A 22,132-nucleotide genomic window follows, 5' to 3' on the forward strand; every position below is an offset into this window, starting at 1 on the left:
AATGACCAGACAACCGACCATTGTTGCTCAGGCTACCGCCCCAGGGCGAGGAAGTGTGGGTATCATCCGAGTATCAGGCCAGCAAGCCCAGCAGGTTGCCAAGCGTATACTGGGTAAAGTCCCTGCTCCTCGTGTTGCGGAATACCTGCCTTTTCATGATGAACAAGGAAAGCCTCTCGATCAGGGCATAGCGTTGTTCTTCAAGGCACCTAATTCCTTTACCGGCGAAGATGTACTGGAACTCCAGGGACACGGTGGTCAGGTTGTTATGGACATGTTGATTCGTCACATTCTTGCCGTTGATGGCCTGCGGATAGCGCGTCCAGGCGAATTCAGTGAACGCGCTTTTCTGAATGATAAGATGGACCTGGCTCAGGCCGAGGCCATCGCAGATCTGATTGATGCCAGCTCTGAACAGGCCGCCCGCTCTGCTGTTCGCTCCCTGCAGGGTGAATTTTCTAAACAAGTGCACCACTTGGTTGAACAGGTTATTCATCTACGAATCTATGTTGAAGCGGCTATCGACTTTCCGGATGAAGAAGTCGACTTTCTCTCCGACGGCAAAGTTCAAAATGACCTGCAAGACATCATCCAACAGCTATCAGCAATACGCACACAAGCTCGCCAGGGAAGTATCCTGCGCGAAGGAATGCGCGTCGTTATAGCTGGTCGCCCCAATGCCGGAAAATCCAGCCTGCTGAATGCCTTAGCCGGCCGAGAAGCCGCTATTGTTACCGACATTGCTGGCACCACCCGTGACGTTTTGAAAGAGCACATACATATTGATGGTATGCCCCTGCATATTATCGATACCGCAGGTTTGCGAGATAGCGATGATAAGGTCGAACAAATAGGCATTCAGCGTGCCTGGCAGGAAATTGCCCAAGCTGACAGGGTGTTAATGATGGTCGACAGCTGCGAAACCAGCGAAATCGATCCTAAGGCAATCTGGCCCGAATTTATAGAAAGACTCCCAAGCGGCACAAAAGTCACCTTAATCCGCAATAAGGTCGATTTATCCGGTGAACCTGTTGAAAAAGCAGAGATACAGGGAAACACTTTGATTCGTCTGAGTGCCAGCCAGGCCAAAGGTATAGATCTTTTAGCTCAACATCTAAAAGACTGTATGGGATTTGATGCTAGCACCGAAGGGCAATTTATTGCCAGAAGACGCCATTTGGATGCACTGGAAAAGGCGGCAGAACACTTAGATATAGGCTACGAGCAGCTGGTCAGCAGTATTGCCGGAGAAATACTGGCAGAAGAACTTCGTTTAGTGCAGCAATACCTGAACGAAATCACAGGTGAATTTAGCTCTGACGATCTATTGGGAAGAATATTCAGCTCTTTCTGTATCGGTAAATAACAACTAGTCCATACTATTGACCAACATAATAGGTTTTAACGTGCTGGTTATGCAGATACAAAGTTGTTAATAATCCAACGCGACCTATTTTTGGCAAGGCCAATATTTAATTGCCTTGCCGCTCCTTCTCCATTAGCTCTACAACCGGTTGGAATAACTTTCTATTGTCTTCACTAAGTGCACTAAGTTCTTTGTGCGCTTGATAAATAAGCTCGGCCTGCGCATCAGCTGTTGATTCCGTAATTAACTCATCCATCTGAATATCTTCGATGCGTTCTTCGACGAAATGAAAAACCTGATCCAAACACATGCTCTTTAGCAGCAATAACATATTGGCATTGGTACAGAACAAGTTTGGCTTTCCTTTGCTGTTACTCAAGCTGAGTCTGGCCAGCATAGCAAGCAACCCCAAGCAGGTGCTGTCCATATATTCGGTCTCAGTTAAATCAACAGAAACCCGAGAGCATGCGTGTTGCTGTTCAAATAAATGACGGATAAATCCGTCCATTCCCTCCACCGAGGTATGCCTTAGTTCTCCGACAAACTTAAACACACATAAACCCGCATGATTGGCAAAATAAACCTGTTCGTCTCTCATAATACCTCCGAATCAAGTTTCGCTTAGCGAAGTACGCTCAACACTGTCAAATCATCTGACAAACTGGTCGAATCTGTAATTTTAAACTGTTCAGCCAAGACATTCTGAGTTTTAGGTATAAGCTTCAGACAACCAAGTAATTTACTCATTTTATCTTCCAGATTGCTGTCTTGCATGATGTCGAGTATGCCGTCGGAACAAACAAACAGCCTGAATTCATCAGCCAGATGGCATTGACTCGTTTGATATTGCGTAAAATCAAACAATCCTACCGGCGTGCCTTTAGTCTCTATAAAGCTGGATTGCCCATTTTGAATCAATACCGGCCAGGGAAAGATCCCAGCATTCGCGTAGCTCAATTGATTGGACTGTAAATCAACCACAGCATAAAAAATCGCAATATGCTTACCCAAATCATCGGAGATTAATGCTTGATTCAACATAGACAATACAGAGGCGGGATCGATAAGCGCAGTGTGCTTATTGAAACGATATTGTTCCTGCAGAGTGGTAATAAAGCGCTTTAGGTAAATAGTAATAAAAGCAGACGACACCCCGTGGCCAGCCACATCCGCCAAATAAAACCCGATATAACGGTCATCGATAGAAAAGTAATCGACGAAATCACCACTCATAATTTCTGAAGGCATTAAAAAATGGGAGAACTTCAATGAAGTTAAAGAAAGTTCCTTTTCCGGTAGTAGCTTGAACTGGACCTGTTTGCCCGCCTTTTCTCCATCTTCCAAAAGTTTCAGGGATTGTTGTAAACGGGTGTTGGCTTTTTCGAGCTCCTGGGTACGATCCTGCACTTTTTGTTCTAAATGTTGATTTAACTGCGTGACTTTTTCGATGTACATATAAGTACGAAGAGAAGCAATTACCGCTGTAAAAAGCTTCTGAACGGTTAGCTCAGTCTTACCTTTGTAATCGTTAATATCATACTGGAGGATAATTTCCTGCTCTGGTGCGTGGCCAGGTTGCCCGGTGCGCAAAATAATGCGCACTTCATCATTCCCAAGCTCCCCCCTTATAAACTTAACTAACTGTAAGCCTGCATCATCAGACTCCATCACTACATCCAGCAACACCAGTGCAATATCCTGCTCATCGGCTAGCACCTTACGTGCCTCTGCCGCGCTTTTAGCACTTAACAACAACAGTGGCCGCCGCTCAAAGACTAAGTCACGCAATACCAAACGCGTCAGTATGTGTACTTCTTCATCATCATCAACAATCAGCACCTTCCAGGGTTGATTGCTATCGCGACAATTTTGTAACTCCTCATCTTCGTTGCTGAACAGCAACGCTTCCTCAATATAAGTGGCTTGGCTCATTGGCAACTCTGATCTCACAAAGCACTTGTCTGTTAAAACTACGCTGATCATTTCACTATAGCTATAAACATAGTCAACGGCCGTCAGGCATAAAAGCAATCAAGGCTAATTTGTCGACAACTTGATATAATGCCGGCATTCCGGTTATCAGCACATTTTGTAATGCAAAAAATAGAAATACTGGTCGGTTCAATGTTGGGTGCAACTGAGTATGTTGCCGATGCACTAGTCGAAAAATTGCAGGAAATGGAAATTCCCAACCAACTGCATCTAAAGCCAGATCTGGCTGATTTAGACAATTCAGCCCTATGGCTTGTCTGCACATCAACCCATGGTGCGGGTGAATTACCAGACAATATAAAACCTTTTTCCAAACAGCTTGAAGAACAGCAATTACCTCAGCTTACCTATCTTTTGGTCGGACTGGGGGACAGTAGCTACGATACTTTCTGTGAAGGCGCCAAGCAGATGCAGACACTGTTAAATAACGCAGGTGCCACGCTACTGGCTGAGCCCATACTGATTGATGTGTTACAACACCCCGTTCCTGAAGATGAAGTTGTAGCCTGGTTTGAATCCGACTTAGTTCGCGACGCAATAAAATCCCGGTTGCAGAGGTAACAATTGAATCAGTCCGAATTGATTGCGCTGAATGGGGCTCTGAGCAATGAAGCCAGAGTACTTTATTGCTTGGGCTTGCGACCAGACGCTGATAATACAACTGGCTTAACCAAGCCCCTGAACTACCGTAAGCTACTAGCTCTGCTTAACAGTAAACAGCCGTTGCTGAGTCTAGGCAGACATATCAATCAGTTATTACGAGAACTTGCTGACGCTGGTTTAGTAGACAGCCGCGATGAATGTATTAGCAGTCGCAGCTTAAATGGCCAGCAATTATTACTTCCTTTGGTTGTAGCATCACAGACCCAATACCAAACCTTACATCTGCATTGGCAGTGTATGTCTGTTGACTGGCGCCCAAACCAGAGATTATTTGATGAATTAAGTCAGTTGGTAGGTTTGTTGGATAACCAATATTCTGATGAAGACGTCGGCGAGTTCATCGCATATTGGTTAAGTCGTCCGGAAATTAGCCTGACCCAATTTCAGTGGACGCAGCGATTCGTTCTACAATTGAAAAAGTCTCGTCTGACACCGGGTAGCAGACATAAAATCGGGCAACAATTTGTTTCTGCTACACCCGGAGTAGCAGCAGATGAAAACGCCAAGAAACTGGTGGAGAAATACAGTGCAAAGCCTAAAGGATAAAATCGAACAACTCGGCCGGACCTTGGGGAAGACCAAACCGGTAGAGCAGGTAAAAGACTATGCGCAGCTTCGCAAAGAGTACGAACAACAAGCTAACAACGAAGTACGTCAGCAGCAACTAGATGCCAAGCGGAAGCGCATAGAGCAAATTCACGGCCGTTCTGACTTAAATCCGAAGTGGACATTTGACAACCTCATTCAGGACAGTCCGGACGTCACAGAAGCGGTGAGCATTGCACAGTCTTTTATAGCCGCCCATAGTGACCCCAGCTGGCGAGCCAGTGGCTCACATATGATGGTGTTCTATGGTGACTATGGTCGAGGAAAATCGCATATTGCCGGCGCAATAGCGCATGAGCTTATAGATCGCTATGAAATATCCGTTTTGTATCGTCAACTTACCAGCTTGCTGGAAATGCGGTACTTTTCCTATGATTATTCAGCCAAGGATGACATAGGACAGAAGTTTCGTGAGATCACCCAGGAGCTTATGTCTGTGGATCTATTGATCCTAGACGAAGTCTGCGTAAACGAAACCGTACTAAAGAAGAGCACACAAAGCTGGTTAGGCACCTTACTGCGCCAGCGTCATAGCCAGAATAAAAACTGTATTCTAATAACTAATCATGATCTCACTGGGCTGGAACAGGCTCTGGGGCCTTATTGCTTTGAATCAATCAAGGAATACGACACCTATAAAGTTCGATTCAGTGGTCCCAGCCGACGTAAAACGGTCACAGACGATTTTGCATCTCCCAGTAAAAAAACCACCTCAGGTTATGTTCCTAACCAAGTTAGATAACTATTTCTGCTGACGGCAAAAAATATCGCCGTCAGCGCCGCCACCATTTTCAGATCATTATCCCCAGATCTCGCCGCACCTTCCTGATCGCTGATCTCCCTTATCGCCACTCAGATCTTAGGATCTTACTCAGGATCAACTCATAGTTTATTCACAGCGAAGCCACAGGAATAAAGGAATTGTGGATAAGATCCATAGGTTTGCTGTGATCAACCTTTGATCAATGCAAGAATAACTTAGACAAGAAAATCGACTGTGGATAAGATCGCGTTTTGATCCCAGCTTATACCCAATAGATCAACGATTACTCACACCTAAGATCGTTACCTATGTTATTGATTGATAATAATTAAAATGGCTTATCCAGAGGATCATGGCTGCTTAAATATAATAAATATAAATAAAGAGATCAGAATAGATCCTTTCTTTTCTTATCCGGATCGGTGGATCGCATAGATCGCCTGCTCGAATTTTAATCGTTCCGTTTAGCCCGGAAAATCTATAGAATATGCGCCCCAATTTTTGGCAGGTCAGAGTGAAAGATGTTTTACACAGAAAAGTTTGATGTGATTGTCATTGGCGGCGGTCATGCAGGCACAGAAGCGGCATTAGCATCATCCAGAATGGGTATGAAAACCCTGTTGCTGACACATAACATCGATACACTCGGGCAAATGTCCTGTAATCCTGCTATTGGTGGAATAGGTAAAGGCCATCTGGTCAAAGAGATAGATGCCCTAGGGGGGGCTATGGCGCTTGCCGCGGATCTGGGTGGGATCCAATTCAGAACTCTGAATTCAAGCAAGGGCCCTGCAGTGCGCGCGACCCGCGCACAAGCTGACCGTAGCCTGTACAAGGCAGCCATTCGCAACATTCTTGAACAGCAGCCTAACCTGACCTTGTTTCAACAATCTTGCGAAGATCTAATCGTTGAAAACGATCGGGTGACCGGTGTGGTTACCCAGATGGGATTAAAATTTCAGGCAAGTGCTGTTGTTCTTACTGTTGGCACATTCTTAGGTGGTATTATCCACATTGGTCTGCAGAATTATCAGGGAGGCAGAGCTGGGGATCCGCCATCCAATGCTCTGGCGCAAAGATTGCGAGCACTGCCATTCAGAGTCGGGCGACTGAAAACCGGTACACCGGCGCGTTTAGACGCTAGAACACTGGATTTTTCAGCAATGCAGGAACAACCTGGAGATGATCCTTTACCGGTATTTTCTTATTTGGGTAAGATCCAGGATCACCCCAGACAGATCCCTTGTTATATCACCCATACTAATGAGAAAACGCACGAAATTATCCGCAATAATCTGCATCAATCACCGATGTATGCTGGGGTTATTGAAGGAATTGGGCCAAGATATTGCCCTTCTATTGAAGATAAGATCGTACGTTTCGCGGATAAAACCTCACATCAGATCTTTGTTGAACCTGAGGGGTTAAATAGCATTGAAATATACCCGAATGGGATTTCCACTAGTTTGCCTTTTGATGTTCAGTGGCAATTAGTGCGCTCCATCAAGGGATTTGAGAATGCTCATATTGTTCGCCCAGGTTACGCCATCGAGTATGACTTTTTTGATCCCAGGGATCTCAAGCAATCTTTGGAAACTAAGTACATTAATGGGTTGTTCTTTGCCGGACAAATTAACGGTACCACTGGCTATGAAGAAGCCGGCGCCCAGGGGCTCATCGCAGGTATGAATGCTGCACTACAGGTTCAAGGTAAAGCCAGCTGGACACCTCGTCGTGATGAGGCTTATGTTGGTGTGTTGATCGACGATCTGGCAACTATGGGCACGCAGGAACCTTATCGTATGTTTACCAGTCGCGCAGAATATCGTTTGCTACTGCGCGAAGATAACGCAGATTTGCGCTTAACCGCTAAAGGTCGCGAATTAGGGCTGGTGGATGATATTCGCTGGTCTGCTTTTAACGCTAAACTGGAAGCCATTGAGGTTGAAAGACAGCGCTTGCGTAGTCAATGGATCCATCCTGGACATGCAGCAGTTCCTGAGTTGAATCTGAAGTTGAAAAATCCGATTTCTCGCGAGCATTCACTAGAAGAGTTGGTTCGTCGACCTGAAGTTACTTATGCCGACTTGATGCAAATCAGCGATCTTGGCCCTGGCCTGAATGATCCTCAAGCTGCTGAGCAAGTTGAGATTCAGATCAAGTACGCCGGTTACATCGAGCGGCAGAAAGATGAAATCGAGCGGACCCAACGCAATGAGAATACCTTACTGCCTATTGATCTGGATTATGCCGGCATTTCTGGTTTGTCCAACGAAGTGGTGGCCAAGCTCAAATCGGCTCGCCCTGAAACTGTTGGTAAAGCATCCAGGATCTCCGGGATCACACCTGCTGCTATCTCATTGCTGCTTGTACACCTCAAAAAGCAGGGTTTGCTAAAAAAATTGGATAAAGAATCAGTTTGATGATGAAAATTGATAGTGAATTGCTGGCCAGTTTGAATACCTATCTGGTCAAAATGGACTTGTCTGTAGAGCAATCAAAGACTGAGAAGCTTGTGGGTTTTGTACAGTTGATGGATAAGTGGAACAAAGCCTACAACCTCACCTCAGTACGCGACCCTAAGGAAATGCTGATTAAGCATATTCTTGACTCCGTGGTTGTTGCGCCGCAAATCACTGGTAAGCACTATATCGACGTAGGAACTGGGCCTGGTTTACCTGGGATTCCTCTGGCCATCATGCTGCCTGATACCCAGTTTGTGCTGTTAGACAGTCTGGGCAAACGGATACGTTTTATTAAACAAGTTGTTCATGAGCTTGGTTTAACCAATGTTCAGGCGGTGCAGAGTCGTGTGGAAGAGTTTCATCAGCATGTACCTTATGATGGCGTTCTAAGCCGTGCGTTTGCATCCATAAAAGATATGTTGCACTGGTGCCAGCATCTGGTAGATTCTCAAGGGACTTTTTTAGCCCTCAAGGGCCAATTTCCAGCCGAAGAATTGGACGAAATTCCCGCGAACTTCAAGGTCTGCGAGGTCGTCAAGCTGGAAGTACCGGGTCTGGATGCGCAACGCCATCTGGTCAAGATCCAGAAAATCTAACTGAACGTGGGGAAGACTGTCTTGGGTAAGGTTATTGCCATTGCAAATCAAAAGGGCGGTGTAGGCAAAACGACCACTGCGGTGAATGTTGCCGCATCCATGGCGGCAACCCGGCGCAAGGTTTTACTGATTGATCTTGATCCGCAGGGAAATGCGACTATGGGCAGTGGCGTCGATAAGTTTGATGTAGACGCGACTTGCTATGAGTTGTTAATTGAAGAAAAACCAATTGACGACGTCATTATCAAAGAAACGTCCGGTAAATATCACCTGATCGCTGCCAATGGTGATGTCACTGCGGCTGAAATCAAGCTGATGGAGCAATTTGCCCGCGAAGTCAGATTGCGCAATGCCCTCAAGCCGGTTCGCGACTATTACGATTATATTTTCATCGATTGCCCCCCTTCGCTTAACCAACTTACGGTCAATGCCATGGCGGCGGCAGATTCGGTTTTAGTGCCTATGCAGTGCGAATATTATGCGTTGGAGGGGCTGACAGCGCTGATGGATACTATTCGTAAATTGGCCTCTGTGGTTAACCCCGAGCTTAAAATCGAGGGGGTGCTGCGCACTATGTATGATCCTCGTAACCGTCTGGCTAATGATGTATCCGAGCAGCTAAAACGCCACTTTGGCGAACAGGTTTACCGTACGGTTATTCCCCGCAATGTGCGTTTGGCTGAGGCGCCTAGTTTTGGAACGCCAGCCATGTATTATGAAAAATCTTCTGCTGGTGCTAAGGCCTATCTGGCATTGGCTGGCGAAATTTTACGGCGACGTGACAGAGAATCCACTGTAGCCAAAGCGGGTTAATCCGTTAGAATTCGCCGACACAGTAAAACAAGAACTTTTGAGGATCCCATGTCGAGCAAGAAACGAGGACTAGGCCGAGGCCTTGATGCGTTACTGGCTACCAGTAACCAGCATGTCAAACAGGAACAGGACCTGGAACAGCTCGAAAAAAGTGGTGAATTGCAAAAGTTACCTGTTGAGTTTTTGCAACCCGGCAAATACCAGCCTCGCAAAGACATGTCGCCAGAAGCGCTAGAAGATCTGGCGTCTTCCATCCGTTCTCAGGGCATTATCCAGCCCATCGTTGTTCGAAAAGTGGCAGAACAAAAGTACGAAATTATCGCGGGTGAACGTCGCTGGCGAGCTTCGCAAATGGCACAACTGGCCGAAATTCCCTGTTTGATCAAAGATGTACCTGATGAAGCTGCGGTGGCTATTGCGTTGATTGAAAATATTCAGCGTGAAGACCTCAATGCCATGGAGGAAGCGCAAGCTCTGCAACGTTTGCTCAACGAATTTGAACTGACTCACCAGGAAGTGGCAGATGCTGTAGGTAAATCCCGCGCCAGCGTGACCAATCTGCTGCGCTTAAACAACCTCAATGATGACGTTAAATTGTTGCTTGAGTACGGCGATATTGAAATGGGTCATGCCCGTGCATTACTCGGTCTGGAAGGAGACCTTCAGGTAGAAGCCGCACGTGCAGTCGTGGCTAAAGGCATGACTGTTCGTGATGCCGAGAAGCTGGTGCGTAAGCTGCTTGAACCTGCCCCGGCAAAGCCTGAAAAGAAAGCCGACCCCGATATTAAGCGACTAGAAACGCAACTTGCCGAGAATCTTGGTGCCGCCGTTTCTATCAACCATAACAGCAAAGGTAAAGGTAAGCTGGTCATCAGCTATACCAGCCTGGATGAGTTGGACGGCATTCTTTCTAAGATTCACTAGCTGCCATTCTACAAGACGCTTTATTCTTCGATCTTATAAGACCAAGGCATAATCCGGTAATTGTTGAATATTTACGGCGAAACAGTATAATTTTGGCGCTTTTGAATTGAGTTTGAATTGAGCGGGGAACGCGGTGGCGGATTTGGCCAGGACCGGCAAGTTGCTGGCCAGAAGAGTACTAATCGCCCAGAGCCTGACTGGCTTGGTTTTGTCCCTTGCTGCTTGGTGGTTGTGGGGGGCTGACAGCGGGTTGTCCGCAATTGCAGGCGTGTTTACCTGCATCATTCCCAATAGCGTATTTGCCCACCTTGCCTTTAGATATGCTGGAGCCAGTAAGAATGATCTTGTGGTTCGCAGTTTCAGTCAGGGCTCTAAATTCAAACTGATATTGACGATTTTTATCTTTGTGGCGGTATTTCAGTGGCCTGATGTTCAGGCTCCAGTGCTGTTTGCCAGTTTCGCCGCCACAATGCTGACTCAATGGCTCGTGTTAATAAAAATAAAGCCTTGAGATGAAAGATTTTTTAAAAAACTTGTTGGGATAACTAATGGCATCAGAAATCTCTACCAAAGATTACATCACGCACCATTTGACCAATGCCACAATGTGTAATACCGATTCTGGTATTGCATTTAATAAAGCCTGTGCTGACGCCGGCTTTTGGCAGTGGAATGTGGATACTCTCGGTTGGTCTATTGCAATGGGCCTGCTGTTTTTGTTTGTTTTCCGTAGCGTAGCTAAAAAAGCCACCTCCGGCGTGCCTGGCAAAATGCAGGCTTTCGTAGAAATGGTAGTCGATTTCGTTGATGACAACGTTAAAAGTACCTTTCACGGTAAGAGTGCGCTAATCGCCCCTCTGGCCCTGACCATTTTTGTGTGGGTTCTGTTGATGAACCTGCTGGATTTGATGCCGGTTGATGTACTGCCATCTATTGCAGGCATGATTGGTCAATACGGTTTTGGTATGGATCCTCATGATGTATACATGAAAGCCGTACCTACTACTGACCTGAACATGACCTTTGCCCTGGCATTAGGCGTGTTTGCCCTGATCCTGTTTTATTCTATCAAGGTCAAAGGTATTGGTGGTTTTGCCAAAGAGCTGAGTATGCAGCCTTTCGGTCACCCTGTATTTATTCCTGTGAACCTGATTCTTGAAGTTGTTACCTTGCTGGCGCGTCCGTTGTCTCTGGCACTGCGTTTGTTTGGTAACCTGTATGCCAGTGAGCTGATCTTTATTCTGATCGCCACTATCGGTTTCTTCCAATTGCCCCTGCATTTCGTTTGGGCGGTATTCCATATTCTGGTGTTGCCACTGCAGGCCTTCATTTTCATGATGCTGACCATCGTGTATTTGAGCCTAGCGTGTGAAGATCACTAAAACGTATTAGAGATTTTTTTCTAATTTAACCTTAAACCTTTAACTTTTTACTTAACTAAAAATCGGAGATATACATGTTATACATCGCTGTTGCTCTACTTATCGGTATGGGTGCTCTGGGTACTGCTATCGGCTTCGGTCTGCTGGGTGGCAAGTTCCTGGAATCTGCAGCTCGTCAGCCTGAGCTGGCTCCTCAACTGCAAGTTAAAATGTTCATCGTAGCGGGTCTGATCGACGCCATCGCGATGATCGGTGTTGGTATCGCTCTATACCTGTTGTTCGCTGTTGGTGCCTAAGTTTTATCCACTTTAACGCGAACAACTAATGAGGAGGAGCGGTCGTGAATATTAACGCCACTCTAATAGGCCAACTTATCGCTTTCACCGTTTTCGTACTGTTCTGTATGAAATACGTGTGGCCGCCAATTATGGCTGCCATTGAGGAGCGCCAGAAGAAGATTGCCGATGGGCTAGCTGCTTCTGATCGGGCCGAAAAAGACTTGCAAATTGCTCAGGAAAAAGCCACTGAGCAGTTGAAAGAAGCCAAGCAACAAGCGGCTGATATCATCGAGCAGGCCAAAAAGCGTGCGGCGCAGATTGTCGATCAAGAGACAGAACGTGCCCACCAGGAGCGTGACAAAATCATCGCTTCCGGCCATACCGAAATTGAAGCCGAGCGTAACCGTGCCAAAGAAGAACTGCGTCAGCAGGTTGCTACTCTGGCCGTTGCTGGTGCAGAGAAAATTTTAGCGCGTCAAATCGATGCAGCGGCACAAAGTGACATAGTTGAAAAACTGGTCGCTGAACTATAAGGGGTAATGAGCTCATGTCTGAATTGACAACCATTGCTCGCCCTTATGCCAAAGCTGCTTTCGATTATGCGATCGAGAGCCAGGCAGTAGACAAGTGGCAGCAGATGCTGACCTTTGCAGCTGCCGTGGCGGACAACGAGGCCATGCAAAATCTTTTCAGTAGTGCTGCCGCGGCAGAAAGACTGTCTGAAGTATTTATCAAGGTCTGTGGTGACGAACTCGATCTGCACGGCCAGAACCTGATTAAGGTGATGGCTGAAAACAGACGCTTGAACACGCTTCCTGAAGTATTGGGTTTGTTTAATCAGCTCAAGGCTGACTACGACAAAGAAATTGACGTTGACGTCACTTCTGCTGTCGAGCTTAACGCTAAGCAACAAGCCGATCTCAGCGCGTCTCTTGAAAAACGTCTCGCACGAAAAGTTAAGCTGAATTGTAACGTGGACCCTGCGTTGGTTGCCGGTGTGGTCATTAAAGCCGGTGACACTGTTATTGATGGTTCCGTCCGAAGCAAATTGAACCGTCTCGCAGACGCGTTGCAAGCATAACGGGGAAAGAGTATGCAACTGAATTCCACTGAAATTGCAGAACTGATCAAAAAGCGAATTGAGCAGTTTGAAGTAGTAAGTGAAGCACGTAATGAAGGAACTATCGTTGGTGTAACCGACGGTATTATCCGTATTCATGGCCTTGCTGATGTAATGCAAGGTGAAATGATCGAGCTTCCTGGCAATCGCTATGCTATCGCATTGAACCTGGAGCGCGACTCCGTAGGTGCGGTAGTAATGGGCCCTTACGCTGACCTGCAGGAAGGCGTAAAAGTTAAATCTACCGGTCGTATTTTAGAAGTACCTGTTGGCCGTGCCCTGTTGGGTCGCGTAGTTAACACGCTAGGTGCTCCTATCGACGGTAAAGGTGCCATCGAAGCTGACGGTTTTGAACCTGTTGAAAAAATCGCACCTGGCGTAATCGAGCGTCAGTCGGTTGATCAACCTGTTCAGATTGGTTACAAGTCTATCGATGCCATGATCCCTGTTGGTCGTGGTCAGCGTGAGCTGATTATCGGTGACCGTCAGACTGGTAAGACTGCATTAGCCGTTGATGCCATCATCAACCAGAAAGGTACCGGCATTAAGTGTATCTACGTAGCGGTTGGCCAGAAGGCTTCTACCATTGCTAACGTAGTACGTAAGCTGGAAGAGCATGGTGCGATGGCTCACACTATTGTGGTTGCTGCCTCTGCATCTGAATCTGCTGCCCTGCAGTACCTGGCACCATTTGCCGGTTGTACTATGGGTGAGTATTTCCGTGACCGTGGTGAAGATGCACTGATTATTTACGATGACCTGTCTAAGCAGGCCGTTGCCTATCGTCAGATCTCTTTGCTGCTGCGTCGTCCGCCTGGCCGTGAAGCTTATCCTGGTGACGTATTCTATCTGCACTCCCGTTTGTTGGAGCGTGCAGCGCGCGTTAACGCCGTGTACGTAGAAAACTACACCAAAGGTGAAGTGAAAGGTAAGACTGGTTCTTTGACTGCTCTGCCAATCATTGAAACTCAGGCTGGTGACGTTTCTGCGTTCGTACCGACCAACGTAATCTCGATTACCGATGGTCAGATCTTCCTGGAAACCAACCTGTTTAACGCTGGTATTCGTCCTGCTGTTAACGCCGGTATCTCGGTTTCCCGTGTAGGTGGTGCAGCACAGACCAAGATCATCAAGAAACTGGGTGGTGGTATCCGTTTGGCCCTGGCCCAGTATCGTGAACTGGCGGCCTTCTCTCAGTTCGCTTCTGACCTGGATGACGCTACGCGCGCCCAGTTGGAGCACGGTGAGCGTGTAACCGAGCTGATGAAGCAGAAGCAATACAGCCCGCTGAATGTAGCAAGAATGGCTGTGTCTCTGTTTGCCGTTGAAAAAGGCTTCCTGAAAGATGTTGAGCTGAAAAAGGTCCTGGACTTTGAATCTGCTCTGCACGCTTATATGGACAGCGAATACGCCGAGCTCATGAACACTATCAATAGCACGGGTAACTACAACGACGAGATCGAAGCAACCTTGAAAGAAGCCCTGGGCAAATTCAAGGAAACGCAGACTTGGTAATAACTGGATGCGCTTAGGCGCATCCATCGTTGAGTAATCGGGAGAGTGTCATGGCCGGTGGTAAAGAGATAAAAGGTAAGATCGGGAGTATCAAGAATACTCAGAAGATCACCAGCGCTATGGAAATGGTTGCCGCCTCCAAGATGAAGAAGGCGCAAGACCGTATGGCTTCCAGCCGTCCATACGCTGACAACATGCGAAGCGTGATTGGTCACCTTGCCAACGCCAACCTTGAATACCGTCATCCCTATTTGGAAGAGCGTGATGTCAAGGCCGTAGGTTACATCGTTATCTCTACCGACCGTGGTTTGTGTGGTGGCTTGAACACCAACGAATTCAAGGCGGTAGTGAAAGATGCCAAAGAGTGGCAGCAGAAAGGTGCACAAGTGCATTTTGCTGCGCTGGGCTCTAAGGCCTGCAGCTTTTTCAACCGTTTTGGCGGTAAGGTATTGGCAGCGGAATCGGGAATCGGTGATGCGCCAAGTGTTAAAGACGTGATTGGCCTGGTTAGGGTCATGCTCAGCGCCTTTGACAATGGCGAGATCGATCGTCTGTATCTGGTATATAACAACTTTGTAAATACCATGACTCAGGCCCCAGTGATCAGTCAATTGCTACCTTTGCCCAAGTCTGACGACAAAGCATACAAGCACCGTTGGGATTACCTGTACGAGCCAGATCCAAAACCAATTTTGGATATGTTGTTGGTTCGTTATGTGGAATCTCAGGTATATCAGGGTGTAGTTGAAAACGCCGCCTCTGAGCAGGCAGCGCGAATGGTTGCTATGAAAGCCGCAACAGATAACGCGGGCAACCTGATTGATGAACTACAACTGATCTACAACAAGGCCCGTCAGGCGGCGATTACGCAGGAAATCAGCGAAATCGTCGGCGGCGCCGCGGCTGTGTAGGCAAAGGTTTAAAAATCAAGAGGACAAATTATGAGTCAAGGTAAGGTCGTCCAGATAATCGGTGCCGTTGTGGATATTGAATTTCCACAGTCCGCGGTTCCAAAGGTTTACGACGCACTGAAAGTTACCTCTGGTGACTTGAACGGGTTGACGCTGGAAGTTCAGCAACAGCTCGGTGGCGGCGTGGTCCGTACTATCGCTTTGGGTACCACTGACGGTTTACGTCGTGGCCTGCAAGTAGAAAATACTGGTGCACCCATTTCCGTTCCTGTAGGTAAAGCTACTCTGGGCCGGATCATGGACGTACTGGGTAACCCCATCGATGAGGCAGGTCCTATCGGTGAGGATGAGAAATGGTCTATCCACCGTGAAGCCCCAAGCTATGAAGATCAATCCAGCGCGGTTGAACTTCTGGAAACCGGCATCAAGGTAATCGACCTGGTATGCCCATTCGCCAAGGGTGGTAAAGTTGGTCTGTTCGGTGGTGCCGGTGTAGGTAAAACCGTAAACATGATGGAACTGATCCGTAACATCGCAATCGAGCACAGTGGTTACTCTGTATTCGCCGGTGTTGGTGAGCGTACCCGTGAAGGTAACGACTTCTACCACGAGATGAATGACTCCAACGTATTGGACAAAGTATCTCTGGTATACGGTCAGATGAACGAGCCACCGGGTAACCGTTTGCGCGTAGCATTGACCGGTCTGACCATGGCGGAAAAATTCCGTGATGAAGGTCGTGATGTACTGTTCTTCGTAGATAACATCTACCGTTACACCCTGGCCGGTACCGAAGTATCAGCTCTTCTGGGTCGTATGCCTTCTGCTGTAGGTTACCAGCCTACCCTGGCAGAAGAGATGGGTGTACTGCAGGAGCGTATTACTTCAACTAAGACTGGCTCTATCACGTCTATCCAGGCCGTATACGTACCTGCGGATGACTTGACTGACCCGTCTCCAGCTACCACCTTCGCTCACTTGGATGCGACAGTGGTACTGAGCCGTGATATCGCTGCTCTGGGTATCTACCCTGCTGTAGATCCACTGGATTCCACTTCTCGTCAGTTGGATCCGCTGGTTATCGGTCAGGATCACTATGATACTGCTCGTGGCGTACAGTCTGTACTGCAGCGTTATAAAGAGCTGAAAGACATCATCGCCATCCTGGGTATGGACGAATTGTCTGAAGAAGATAAGCAAGTGGTCAGCCGCGCACGTAAGATTCAGCGCTTCCTGTCCCAGCCGTTCTTCGTTGCTGAAGTATTTACCGGCTCTCCTGGTAAGTATGTAGCGCTGAAAGACACCATCAGCGGCTTTAAGGGCATTTTGGAAGGTGAGTACGATCACCTGCCAGAGCAAGCCTTTTACATGGTGGGTTCCATTGAGGAAGCCATCGAGAAAGCCAAAGGCATGTAAGGGCGTACCGCCGACGTGGTCGGCGGTGCATTAGTTTTCCGTAAGGAGGTGAAATGGCTGCAATGACTGTACATCTCGAAGTGGTGAGCGCCGAAGACAAGATCTTCTCCGGACGCGTTGAAACCATTCAGGTGACGGGCAGCGAAGGTGAACTGGGTATCCACCCTGGTCACGCTCCGCTACTGACTACCCTTAGGCCTGGAATGGTGCGTTTGGTTAAGCAACATGGTCATGAAGAGCTGATCTATATCGCCGGTGGCGTATTAGAAGTTCAGCCTGGTAATGTTACCGTGTTGGCCGACGTTGCTGTTCGTGCTGCTGACCTGGACGAACAGGCTGCCTTGGATGCCAAGCGCCGTGCTGAAGAGCATATCGCCAATCCAAGCAATGATCTTAATTACGCAGAAGCGGCAGCAGAGCTGGCAGAAGCCATTGCTCAGTTGCGTTTAATTAAGAACATGCGCAAATAAGTTTCCGTCAGGAAGCCGATTAAAAGCCCGTCTTATGACGGGTTTTTTATTTTCCAAGAAAGGCTGACACAGCACCTTTCCACCCTGATACACAAAGTCCCCCTGCTTCTTTCACCATTGATTAAGCTATGTGTTCTGCTTTCGAGCTGGAACCTTGCAGAACACCATATAGACTACTGCCTCCCTCCCAATTGATGGACAGGTAGTATTGTTCGTTTTCGAACAAGCCTGTTTGCTTTCGAGCAAAATTGCTCAAAGCTAACACTCTAGAATGAATCTAACTATTTGTATTTATTGAATTATTTAAGTTGGCATAAGATTTTCATTATGGTTCACAGACAAGTGTGAATCGGAGCGTCATTGTGCAAATCAATCTGGAAAAAAAGTCATCCAAACGGAACTGGTACCTGGTTGCAGGGACCAGTGCTTTGCTTTCTTTGGCCATATACAGTGTAAATAGCGATAGCATCCCCAGCGTAGCGGCGAATGAAGTCCAACTTCTCTCAGTTCAGCAGGGACATTTGAATCTCTTCAGTCAGGCCTTTGGCGAGTTCTTCTCCGCGGAAGAACGATTACTGACCGCCCAGTCCATGGGTAAGGTTGCGGCCATTTATCAAAGACCAGGTGCCAGCGTAAAAGCCGATACCCCTATTCTGTTATTGGCGAATCCGGAACTTGAGCAAGAAGTCAGCCACCAGCAGGGGGAACTATTAAGGCAGCAGGCCGCCCTGGCGTCTTTCTCCCTGGAACAAAATAACGCCAGGCTGGATTTTGAAGGCCAGGTAGCCGACATTGCCTCAGCCTTGGAAGAGGCTGAGCTGGAGTTATCTGTGCTGGTTGAACTTGAGGAGCGCGGTGTGTCGGCCAGGTTGGATATCAAACGCGCTGAATTAGATGTAAAGCTTCAGAGACGTCGCCTGGATTTCGAAAAGCAGAAATTAGCGCAGTTTTTGGATATGCAGGCCCTGCAATTACAGCAGCAAAAAATTGAAGTTCAGCAACAGGAGCAACGTGTTGCCCTGTTACAGCGTCAATTACAAGACTTGCAGATTACCGCCGGTATTGAAGGCACGCTGCAAAGCCTGGATGTAGAGCTAGGGCAGAACGTTCCGCAAGGTGCGTCTTTGGGGAAAGTCGGCAGTGACAGCAAGCTGTTGGCCAGATTACGTGTACCACAACACCAGGCCGACCAGATTCAGATAGGTGCAGAAGTGCTGGTACAAACCCGCAAAGGTGAAGTTCGTGGCTCAGTTAACCGGGTTGAGTCCATCGTTACCAACGGTACGGTATTGGCAGAGGTGGGGCTAGAGGGGGAGTTGCCTGCCGATGCCCGCCCTGCCATGTCGGTAACCGGCCAGATTTTTCTGCAATCCTTGGATCAGGCACTTTATGTCGCTCAGGTACCAGGACTTAGACCTAGAAGTCAGATGCAACGCTTTGTTATGACAGACGGTGGAATGGCTGAACAGCGCACTATTGAACTGGGCGATATAAGCCAAGGAAACCTGCAAGTACTGTCCGGCCTGAAGGCCAATGAACAAATTATTGCCCAGATGCCAGAACAATGGGCCAACCATCAAAAAATCCAAATCGAACAAAAAGGATAACCAGATGAAAACTATCGTCTCAATGCGTGATATTCATAAATCATACTTAGGCCAACAAATTGAAACGCATGCTTTGCGTGGCATCAGTCTGGAAGTTAAACAGGGAGAGTTTGTCGCTATCACTGGTCCATCGGGCTGCGGTAAATCCACCTTACTCACCATTATGGGCTTGCTGGACAGTGCCACAGAAGGGAGTTACGAGATTGCCGGTATTGATACACGAGGTTTAAAGGTCGATCAGCGTACGACAGTGCGCAACCAACATATTGGCTATGTTTTCCAGTCTTTTAACCTGATTGACAGCCTGACTGTGTTTGAAAATGTGGCGTTACCTTTGGAGCACCGAGGAGAGCGAAAAGACGTTGTCAAAGCGACAGTAATTGAGGCGCTTGAGAAGGTTGGTATGGGCCACAGAATGCAATACCAGCCCAACCAAATATCTGGTGGTCAACAGCAGCGGGTAGCTATCGCCAGGGCGCTGGTGGGTAAGCCGGATTTGATTCTGGTAGATGAACCAACGGGCAACCTTGATACCAAAAATGGTGATGCCGTTATGCAGCTTTTACTCGAGCTGAACAAACAAGGGGCGACTATTGTGATGGTGACTCATGATAGTCGCTATAGCGGCTTAGCTCATCGTCAAATCCAGCTTCTGGATGGCAAGGTGGTGGCTGAGCAGCAAGTGAAATCCCAGACGGATAAGGAGGTTGCATGAGCCTTTACCTTAGCGCTGCAAAGCAGGGTGTGATTCGGCTATTCACGCTGCCCAGGTTAAGCTTGCCATTGATTGTTACCTTAGGGTTAACATTGGCGGCAGTACTTACCGTTGTGGCTATTGCCAACACACTGCTACTTAAACCCTTACCGGATATAAAAGACGAGAAGAATATCTACAGTGTAGATGTGACCTTACACATTTCTGACGGCATCCGGGTACCATTTTTAAGTGAGCTAAATCGTGTAGCTCATATGCAACAATACTACAGTCAGGAGTTGGGCTGGGGGCATATTCAGGTTGGCGACAGCAATGTTGAGATCAATACCCGTCAGTACAATGCCACAAGATTGGTGTCTGCATCTGGCACGCCTGAAATGCTCGGGCTTGACTTAGTACTGGGGCAATCAACTTCTTCTGAAGAAGCAAAGCATGGTGTATGGATATCTGAATCCCTTTGGCATGTTGCCTTTGGGCAGCGCAGCAATGCCCTGAACAGCACCATAGAATTTGCCGGGGAAACCAGGCCCGTGCTTGGCGTGCTGGCTGATTTAAAGAGCGTGGATTTAGGCAACGATGCCAATGATGGCTACTATCAGGTTTGGTTGTTTAATGATCCCTTAGAAGCGCTGACTCAACCCGAAGGACTGAGTTTAGGTGCTCGTGGCCTGACTTTTGTGAAAGGGACGGCAGAGCTTTTGCCCACAGAGGAAAGCCTGAATGATTGGTACAAAGATTATGTTGAAGCCTCTGTTACTGATGAAAGACCAAAAGCATTTTTGTTAGGTAAGCCTTTAACTACGCAAATACAACCAGTCCGTGATGCATTTATGGGCGAAAGCAGAATGCTGGTCATTGCCTTGCTAATTGCAATGATAAGCCTGCTGGTTATGGCCTGTCTGAATTTGTTCAATATGTTTATTGCACATTACCAGGGGCGTAATAAGGAATTCTCCATTCAGCTTTGTATGGGATCTCCTGTACAGAGACTAAGACGAATGATCTTCGTCGAAAATTTGCCGATGTTTACTTTTGCTACCTTGCTTGGGCTGCTAGCGGCGCACTGGTTAATTCGGTTGTTACCTGTATTGGCCGGAGACAATCTGCCTTTACTTGAGCACATCAATATCGACATCAGCAGTATCCTTATCGGCGGATTGATCGTTGTCATCATTAATGCCTTGTTCTCCTATATCGCGCTGATGCATGTTGATAAGCATGCGCTGACGGAAAGTTTGAATAGCAGTGGGAAAGGTACTCCATCACAGCAGAACCAAAGCCTGGGGCGAGTCCTGATGGTCTTCCAGCTAGTACTTGCATGCTTGCTGTTAACCGTGTCGTTGATCAGTGCTAAGCAGAGCTTTGACAAGGTGTATAGAGATCTTGGCTTTGATTTGCCCAATGCCTTCGAGATTGCGATGGATTATAAAGATGAGCAGTGGCAGCAAAGTTTGGACACATACGAAGAGTATGTTGGTAGTGAGCTTTATCTATTAAGGGAATCTCTGGCTGAGCGCTTGGATGCTTTGGGCGGGAAGGTGATCAACGTGGCGAATTTGCCGTTGAGAGTTAATGTAGAGATCAGTGCTTTTGAGGATCCTGATACACAAGAAACCCGCACTATGATAGTAGCCCCCTGGGCTGAGGGTTTCTTTCCAGAATTTAGCATTGAACTGCTGGCCGGTAGAGACTTACTGCCCGAAGACAAAGATACCAATAATGTTGTTGTTGATAGGCGTTTTGCCGAAGAACGTCTTGGTTCAAAAGATTGGCAGGACATTGTTGGCAAGCCGTTAAGAATGGGGAGAGACGCTGAGAATGTCGTGAATGTGGTCGGTGTGGTAGAAAATGTCGAACCGGCCATTGGGGCACCAATAGATTTGAGTTTACCAACGCTTTACCGGTTTAGAGCGCGCACGGGCTCAAGACTGTCAATGGTTGTGATTATGCCGGATGGGAAAACCCTCTCTGAGCAGGAAGTCAGCGAGGTTATTGGCGACTTAGATGCGCGTTTAGGTAATGTTAGTGTTACTTCCATTGAGCAACGATGGGAGAGTATGACACAGACTACTCGCCTGAACATGTACGTAGTGCTGACGGTTGCTGCCCTTACTTTAATCCTGGCGGTAATTGGAGTATCCGGACTTAGCCAGATGACCGCTGCACAGAAACGCTATGAAATGGCAGTGCGTATGGCCACCGGTGCCAAACAGTTGTCCCTGTTGAAGCTATTGTTAAAAGATGCCGGTCTGATGCTAGTTCTGGGTCTGGTGCTTGGTTTTGTTGTTTCGGTATTCGGCTACCAGTACATGGCCAGCTTAGTCGAGCAACTTCCCGACTTCACCTGGACAGTGAGTATGATGGTTGCACTGGTATTGGCCTTGGCCATGCTGATCTCGGTTGCGGTGCCTAGTTGGCGCACTATTCAATCAGATCCTATGCGTGTGCTTCGGGAACTCTAAGCACCTCACTGAGGCCGCCTAGCTAAAAAGCTCAGGGGCCCGAATTTACCTTCCCTGGGGTATTCTTT

General features: G+C 47.6%; 22 protein-coding genes. 20 read left to right on the top strand and 2 right to left on the bottom strand.

Annotated features, from left to right (window positions below):
* The first annotated feature begins 1 nt into the window (after position 1).
* Positions 2 to 1,366 (top strand): tRNA uridine-5-carboxymethylaminomethyl(34) synthesis GTPase MnmE, encoded by a 1,365-nt coding sequence (gene mnmE, locus KJY73_RS09710; protein WP_214343408.1) that lies wholly within the window; start codon positions 2 to 4, stop codon positions 1,364 to 1,366.
* 106 nt (positions 1,367 to 1,472) lie between these two features.
* Here the strand turns inward: mnmE and KJY73_RS09715 are convergent, their stop codons facing one another.
* Positions 1,473 to 1,964: an STAS domain-containing protein gene (locus tag KJY73_RS09715; protein ID WP_214343409.1), complete on the bottom strand. Its 492-nt coding sequence runs from the start codon at positions 1,962 to 1,964 to the stop codon at positions 1,473 to 1,475.
* Between the two features lie 23 nt (positions 1,965 to 1,987).
* On the bottom strand, positions 1,988 to 3,298 hold the full coding sequence (locus KJY73_RS09720; protein ID WP_214343410.1) for a PP2C family protein-serine/threonine phosphatase: 1,311 nt from the start codon (positions 3,296 to 3,298) through the stop codon (positions 1,988 to 1,990).
* Positions 3,299 to 3,460: 162 nt separating this feature from the next.
* On the opposite strand from KJY73_RS09720, the gene mioC reads away from it, so the two are divergent.
* From mioC to KJY73_RS09815, 19 genes are all read left to right on the top strand, one after another.
* The gene (gene mioC / locus KJY73_RS09725; RefSeq protein WP_214343412.1) at positions 3,461 to 3,919 is read left to right on the top strand and encodes an FMN-binding protein MioC; all 459 of its coding nucleotides are present in this window, start codon (positions 3,461 to 3,463) and stop codon (positions 3,917 to 3,919) included.
* Between the two features lie 3 nt (positions 3,920 to 3,922).
* Complete coding sequence (locus KJY73_RS09730; protein WP_206595788.1) at positions 3,923 to 4,567, top strand: DnaT-like ssDNA-binding domain-containing protein; 645 nt, start codon at positions 3,923 to 3,925, stop codon at positions 4,565 to 4,567.
* Positions 4,548 to 5,369: an ATP-binding protein gene (locus KJY73_RS09735; protein ID WP_214343413.1), complete on the top strand. Its 822-nt coding sequence runs from the start codon at positions 4,548 to 4,550 to the stop codon at positions 5,367 to 5,369. The genes KJY73_RS09730 and KJY73_RS09735 overlap by 20 nt, the downstream gene beginning before the upstream one ends.
* A gap of 542 nt (positions 5,370 to 5,911) precedes the next feature.
* A complete protein-coding gene (gene mnmG, locus KJY73_RS09740) occupies positions 5,912 to 7,813 on the top strand; it encodes a tRNA uridine-5-carboxymethylaminomethyl(34) synthesis enzyme MnmG (RefSeq protein WP_214343414.1) in 1,902 nt (633 codons plus the stop codon).
* Positions 7,813 to 8,451: a 16S rRNA (guanine(527)-N(7))-methyltransferase RsmG gene (rsmG, locus tag KJY73_RS09745; RefSeq protein WP_408611367.1), complete on the top strand. Its 639-nt coding sequence runs from the start codon at positions 7,813 to 7,815 to the stop codon at positions 8,449 to 8,451. Before mnmG ends, rsmG begins: the two co-directional genes overlap by 1 nt.
* Before the next feature lie 21 nt (positions 8,452 to 8,472).
* Positions 8,473 to 9,264 (top strand): ParA family protein, encoded by a 792-nt coding sequence (locus tag KJY73_RS09750; protein ID WP_214343415.1) that lies wholly within the window; start codon positions 8,473 to 8,475, stop codon positions 9,262 to 9,264.
* A gap of 48 nt (positions 9,265 to 9,312) precedes the next feature.
* Entirely contained in the window at positions 9,313 to 10,188 is an 876-nt protein-coding gene (locus KJY73_RS09755) for a ParB/RepB/Spo0J family partition protein (RefSeq protein ID WP_206595784.1), read from the top strand.
* Between the two features lie 133 nt (positions 10,189 to 10,321).
* The gene (locus KJY73_RS22045; RefSeq protein ID WP_408611368.1) at positions 10,322 to 10,699 is read left to right on the top strand and encodes an ATP synthase subunit I; all 378 of its coding nucleotides are present in this window, start codon (positions 10,322 to 10,324) and stop codon (positions 10,697 to 10,699) included.
* A 37-nt stretch (positions 10,700 to 10,736) separates the two neighbouring features.
* Positions 10,737 to 11,570 carry a F0F1 ATP synthase subunit A gene (atpB, locus tag KJY73_RS09765; protein ID WP_206595782.1) on the top strand — a complete coding sequence of 278 codons (834 nt, stop codon included), beginning with the start codon at positions 10,737 to 10,739 and terminating at the stop codon, positions 11,568 to 11,570.
* Between the two features lie 74 nt (positions 11,571 to 11,644).
* Complete coding sequence (gene atpE / locus KJY73_RS09770; RefSeq protein WP_026376053.1) at positions 11,645 to 11,866, top strand: F0F1 ATP synthase subunit C; 222 nt, start codon at positions 11,645 to 11,647, stop codon at positions 11,864 to 11,866.
* Between the two features lie 44 nt (positions 11,867 to 11,910).
* Positions 11,911 to 12,381, top strand: coding sequence for a F0F1 ATP synthase subunit B (gene atpF / locus KJY73_RS09775; protein ID WP_206595781.1), 471 nt, complete (start codon positions 11,911 to 11,913; stop codon positions 12,379 to 12,381).
* A gap of 14 nt (positions 12,382 to 12,395) precedes the next feature.
* On the top strand, positions 12,396 to 12,929 hold the full coding sequence (gene atpH, locus KJY73_RS09780; protein ID WP_214343417.1) for a F0F1 ATP synthase subunit delta: 534 nt from the start codon (positions 12,396 to 12,398) through the stop codon (positions 12,927 to 12,929).
* A 12-nt stretch (positions 12,930 to 12,941) separates the two neighbouring features.
* Positions 12,942 to 14,483, top strand: coding sequence for a F0F1 ATP synthase subunit alpha (gene atpA / locus KJY73_RS09785; protein ID WP_214343418.1), 1,542 nt, complete (start codon positions 12,942 to 12,944; stop codon positions 14,481 to 14,483).
* 50 nt (positions 14,484 to 14,533) lie between these two features.
* Positions 14,534 to 15,394 (top strand): F0F1 ATP synthase subunit gamma, encoded by an 861-nt coding sequence (gene atpG / locus KJY73_RS09790; RefSeq protein WP_214343419.1) that lies wholly within the window; start codon positions 14,534 to 14,536, stop codon positions 15,392 to 15,394.
* Between the two features lie 30 nt (positions 15,395 to 15,424).
* On the top strand, positions 15,425 to 16,810 hold the full coding sequence (atpD, locus tag KJY73_RS09795; protein ID WP_214343421.1) for a F0F1 ATP synthase subunit beta: 1,386 nt from the start codon (positions 15,425 to 15,427) through the stop codon (positions 16,808 to 16,810).
* Positions 16,811 to 16,863: 53 nt separating this feature from the next.
* A complete protein-coding gene (locus KJY73_RS09800; protein WP_214343429.1) occupies positions 16,864 to 17,280 on the top strand; it encodes a F0F1 ATP synthase subunit epsilon in 417 nt (138 codons plus the stop codon).
* A gap of 362 nt (positions 17,281 to 17,642) precedes the next feature.
* Complete coding sequence (locus KJY73_RS22010; RefSeq protein WP_214343431.1) at positions 17,643 to 18,887, top strand: efflux RND transporter periplasmic adaptor subunit; 1,245 nt, start codon at positions 17,643 to 17,645, stop codon at positions 18,885 to 18,887.
* A gap of 4 nt (positions 18,888 to 18,891) precedes the next feature.
* On the top strand, positions 18,892 to 19,602 hold the full coding sequence (locus KJY73_RS09810) for an ABC transporter ATP-binding protein (RefSeq protein ID WP_214343433.1): 711 nt from the start codon (positions 18,892 to 18,894) through the stop codon (positions 19,600 to 19,602).
* Entirely contained in the window at positions 19,599 to 22,064 is a 2,466-nt protein-coding gene (locus KJY73_RS09815; protein WP_214343435.1) for an FtsX-like permease family protein, read from the top strand. The genes KJY73_RS09810 and KJY73_RS09815 overlap by 4 nt, the downstream gene beginning before the upstream one ends.
* Positions 22,065 to 22,132 lie beyond the last annotated feature (68 nt).

It is taken from the genome of Bowmanella yangjiangensis (assembly GCF_018531185.1).
GTDB classification, from domain to species: Bacteria; Pseudomonadota; Gammaproteobacteria; order Enterobacterales; family Alteromonadaceae; genus Bowmanella; species Bowmanella yangjiangensis.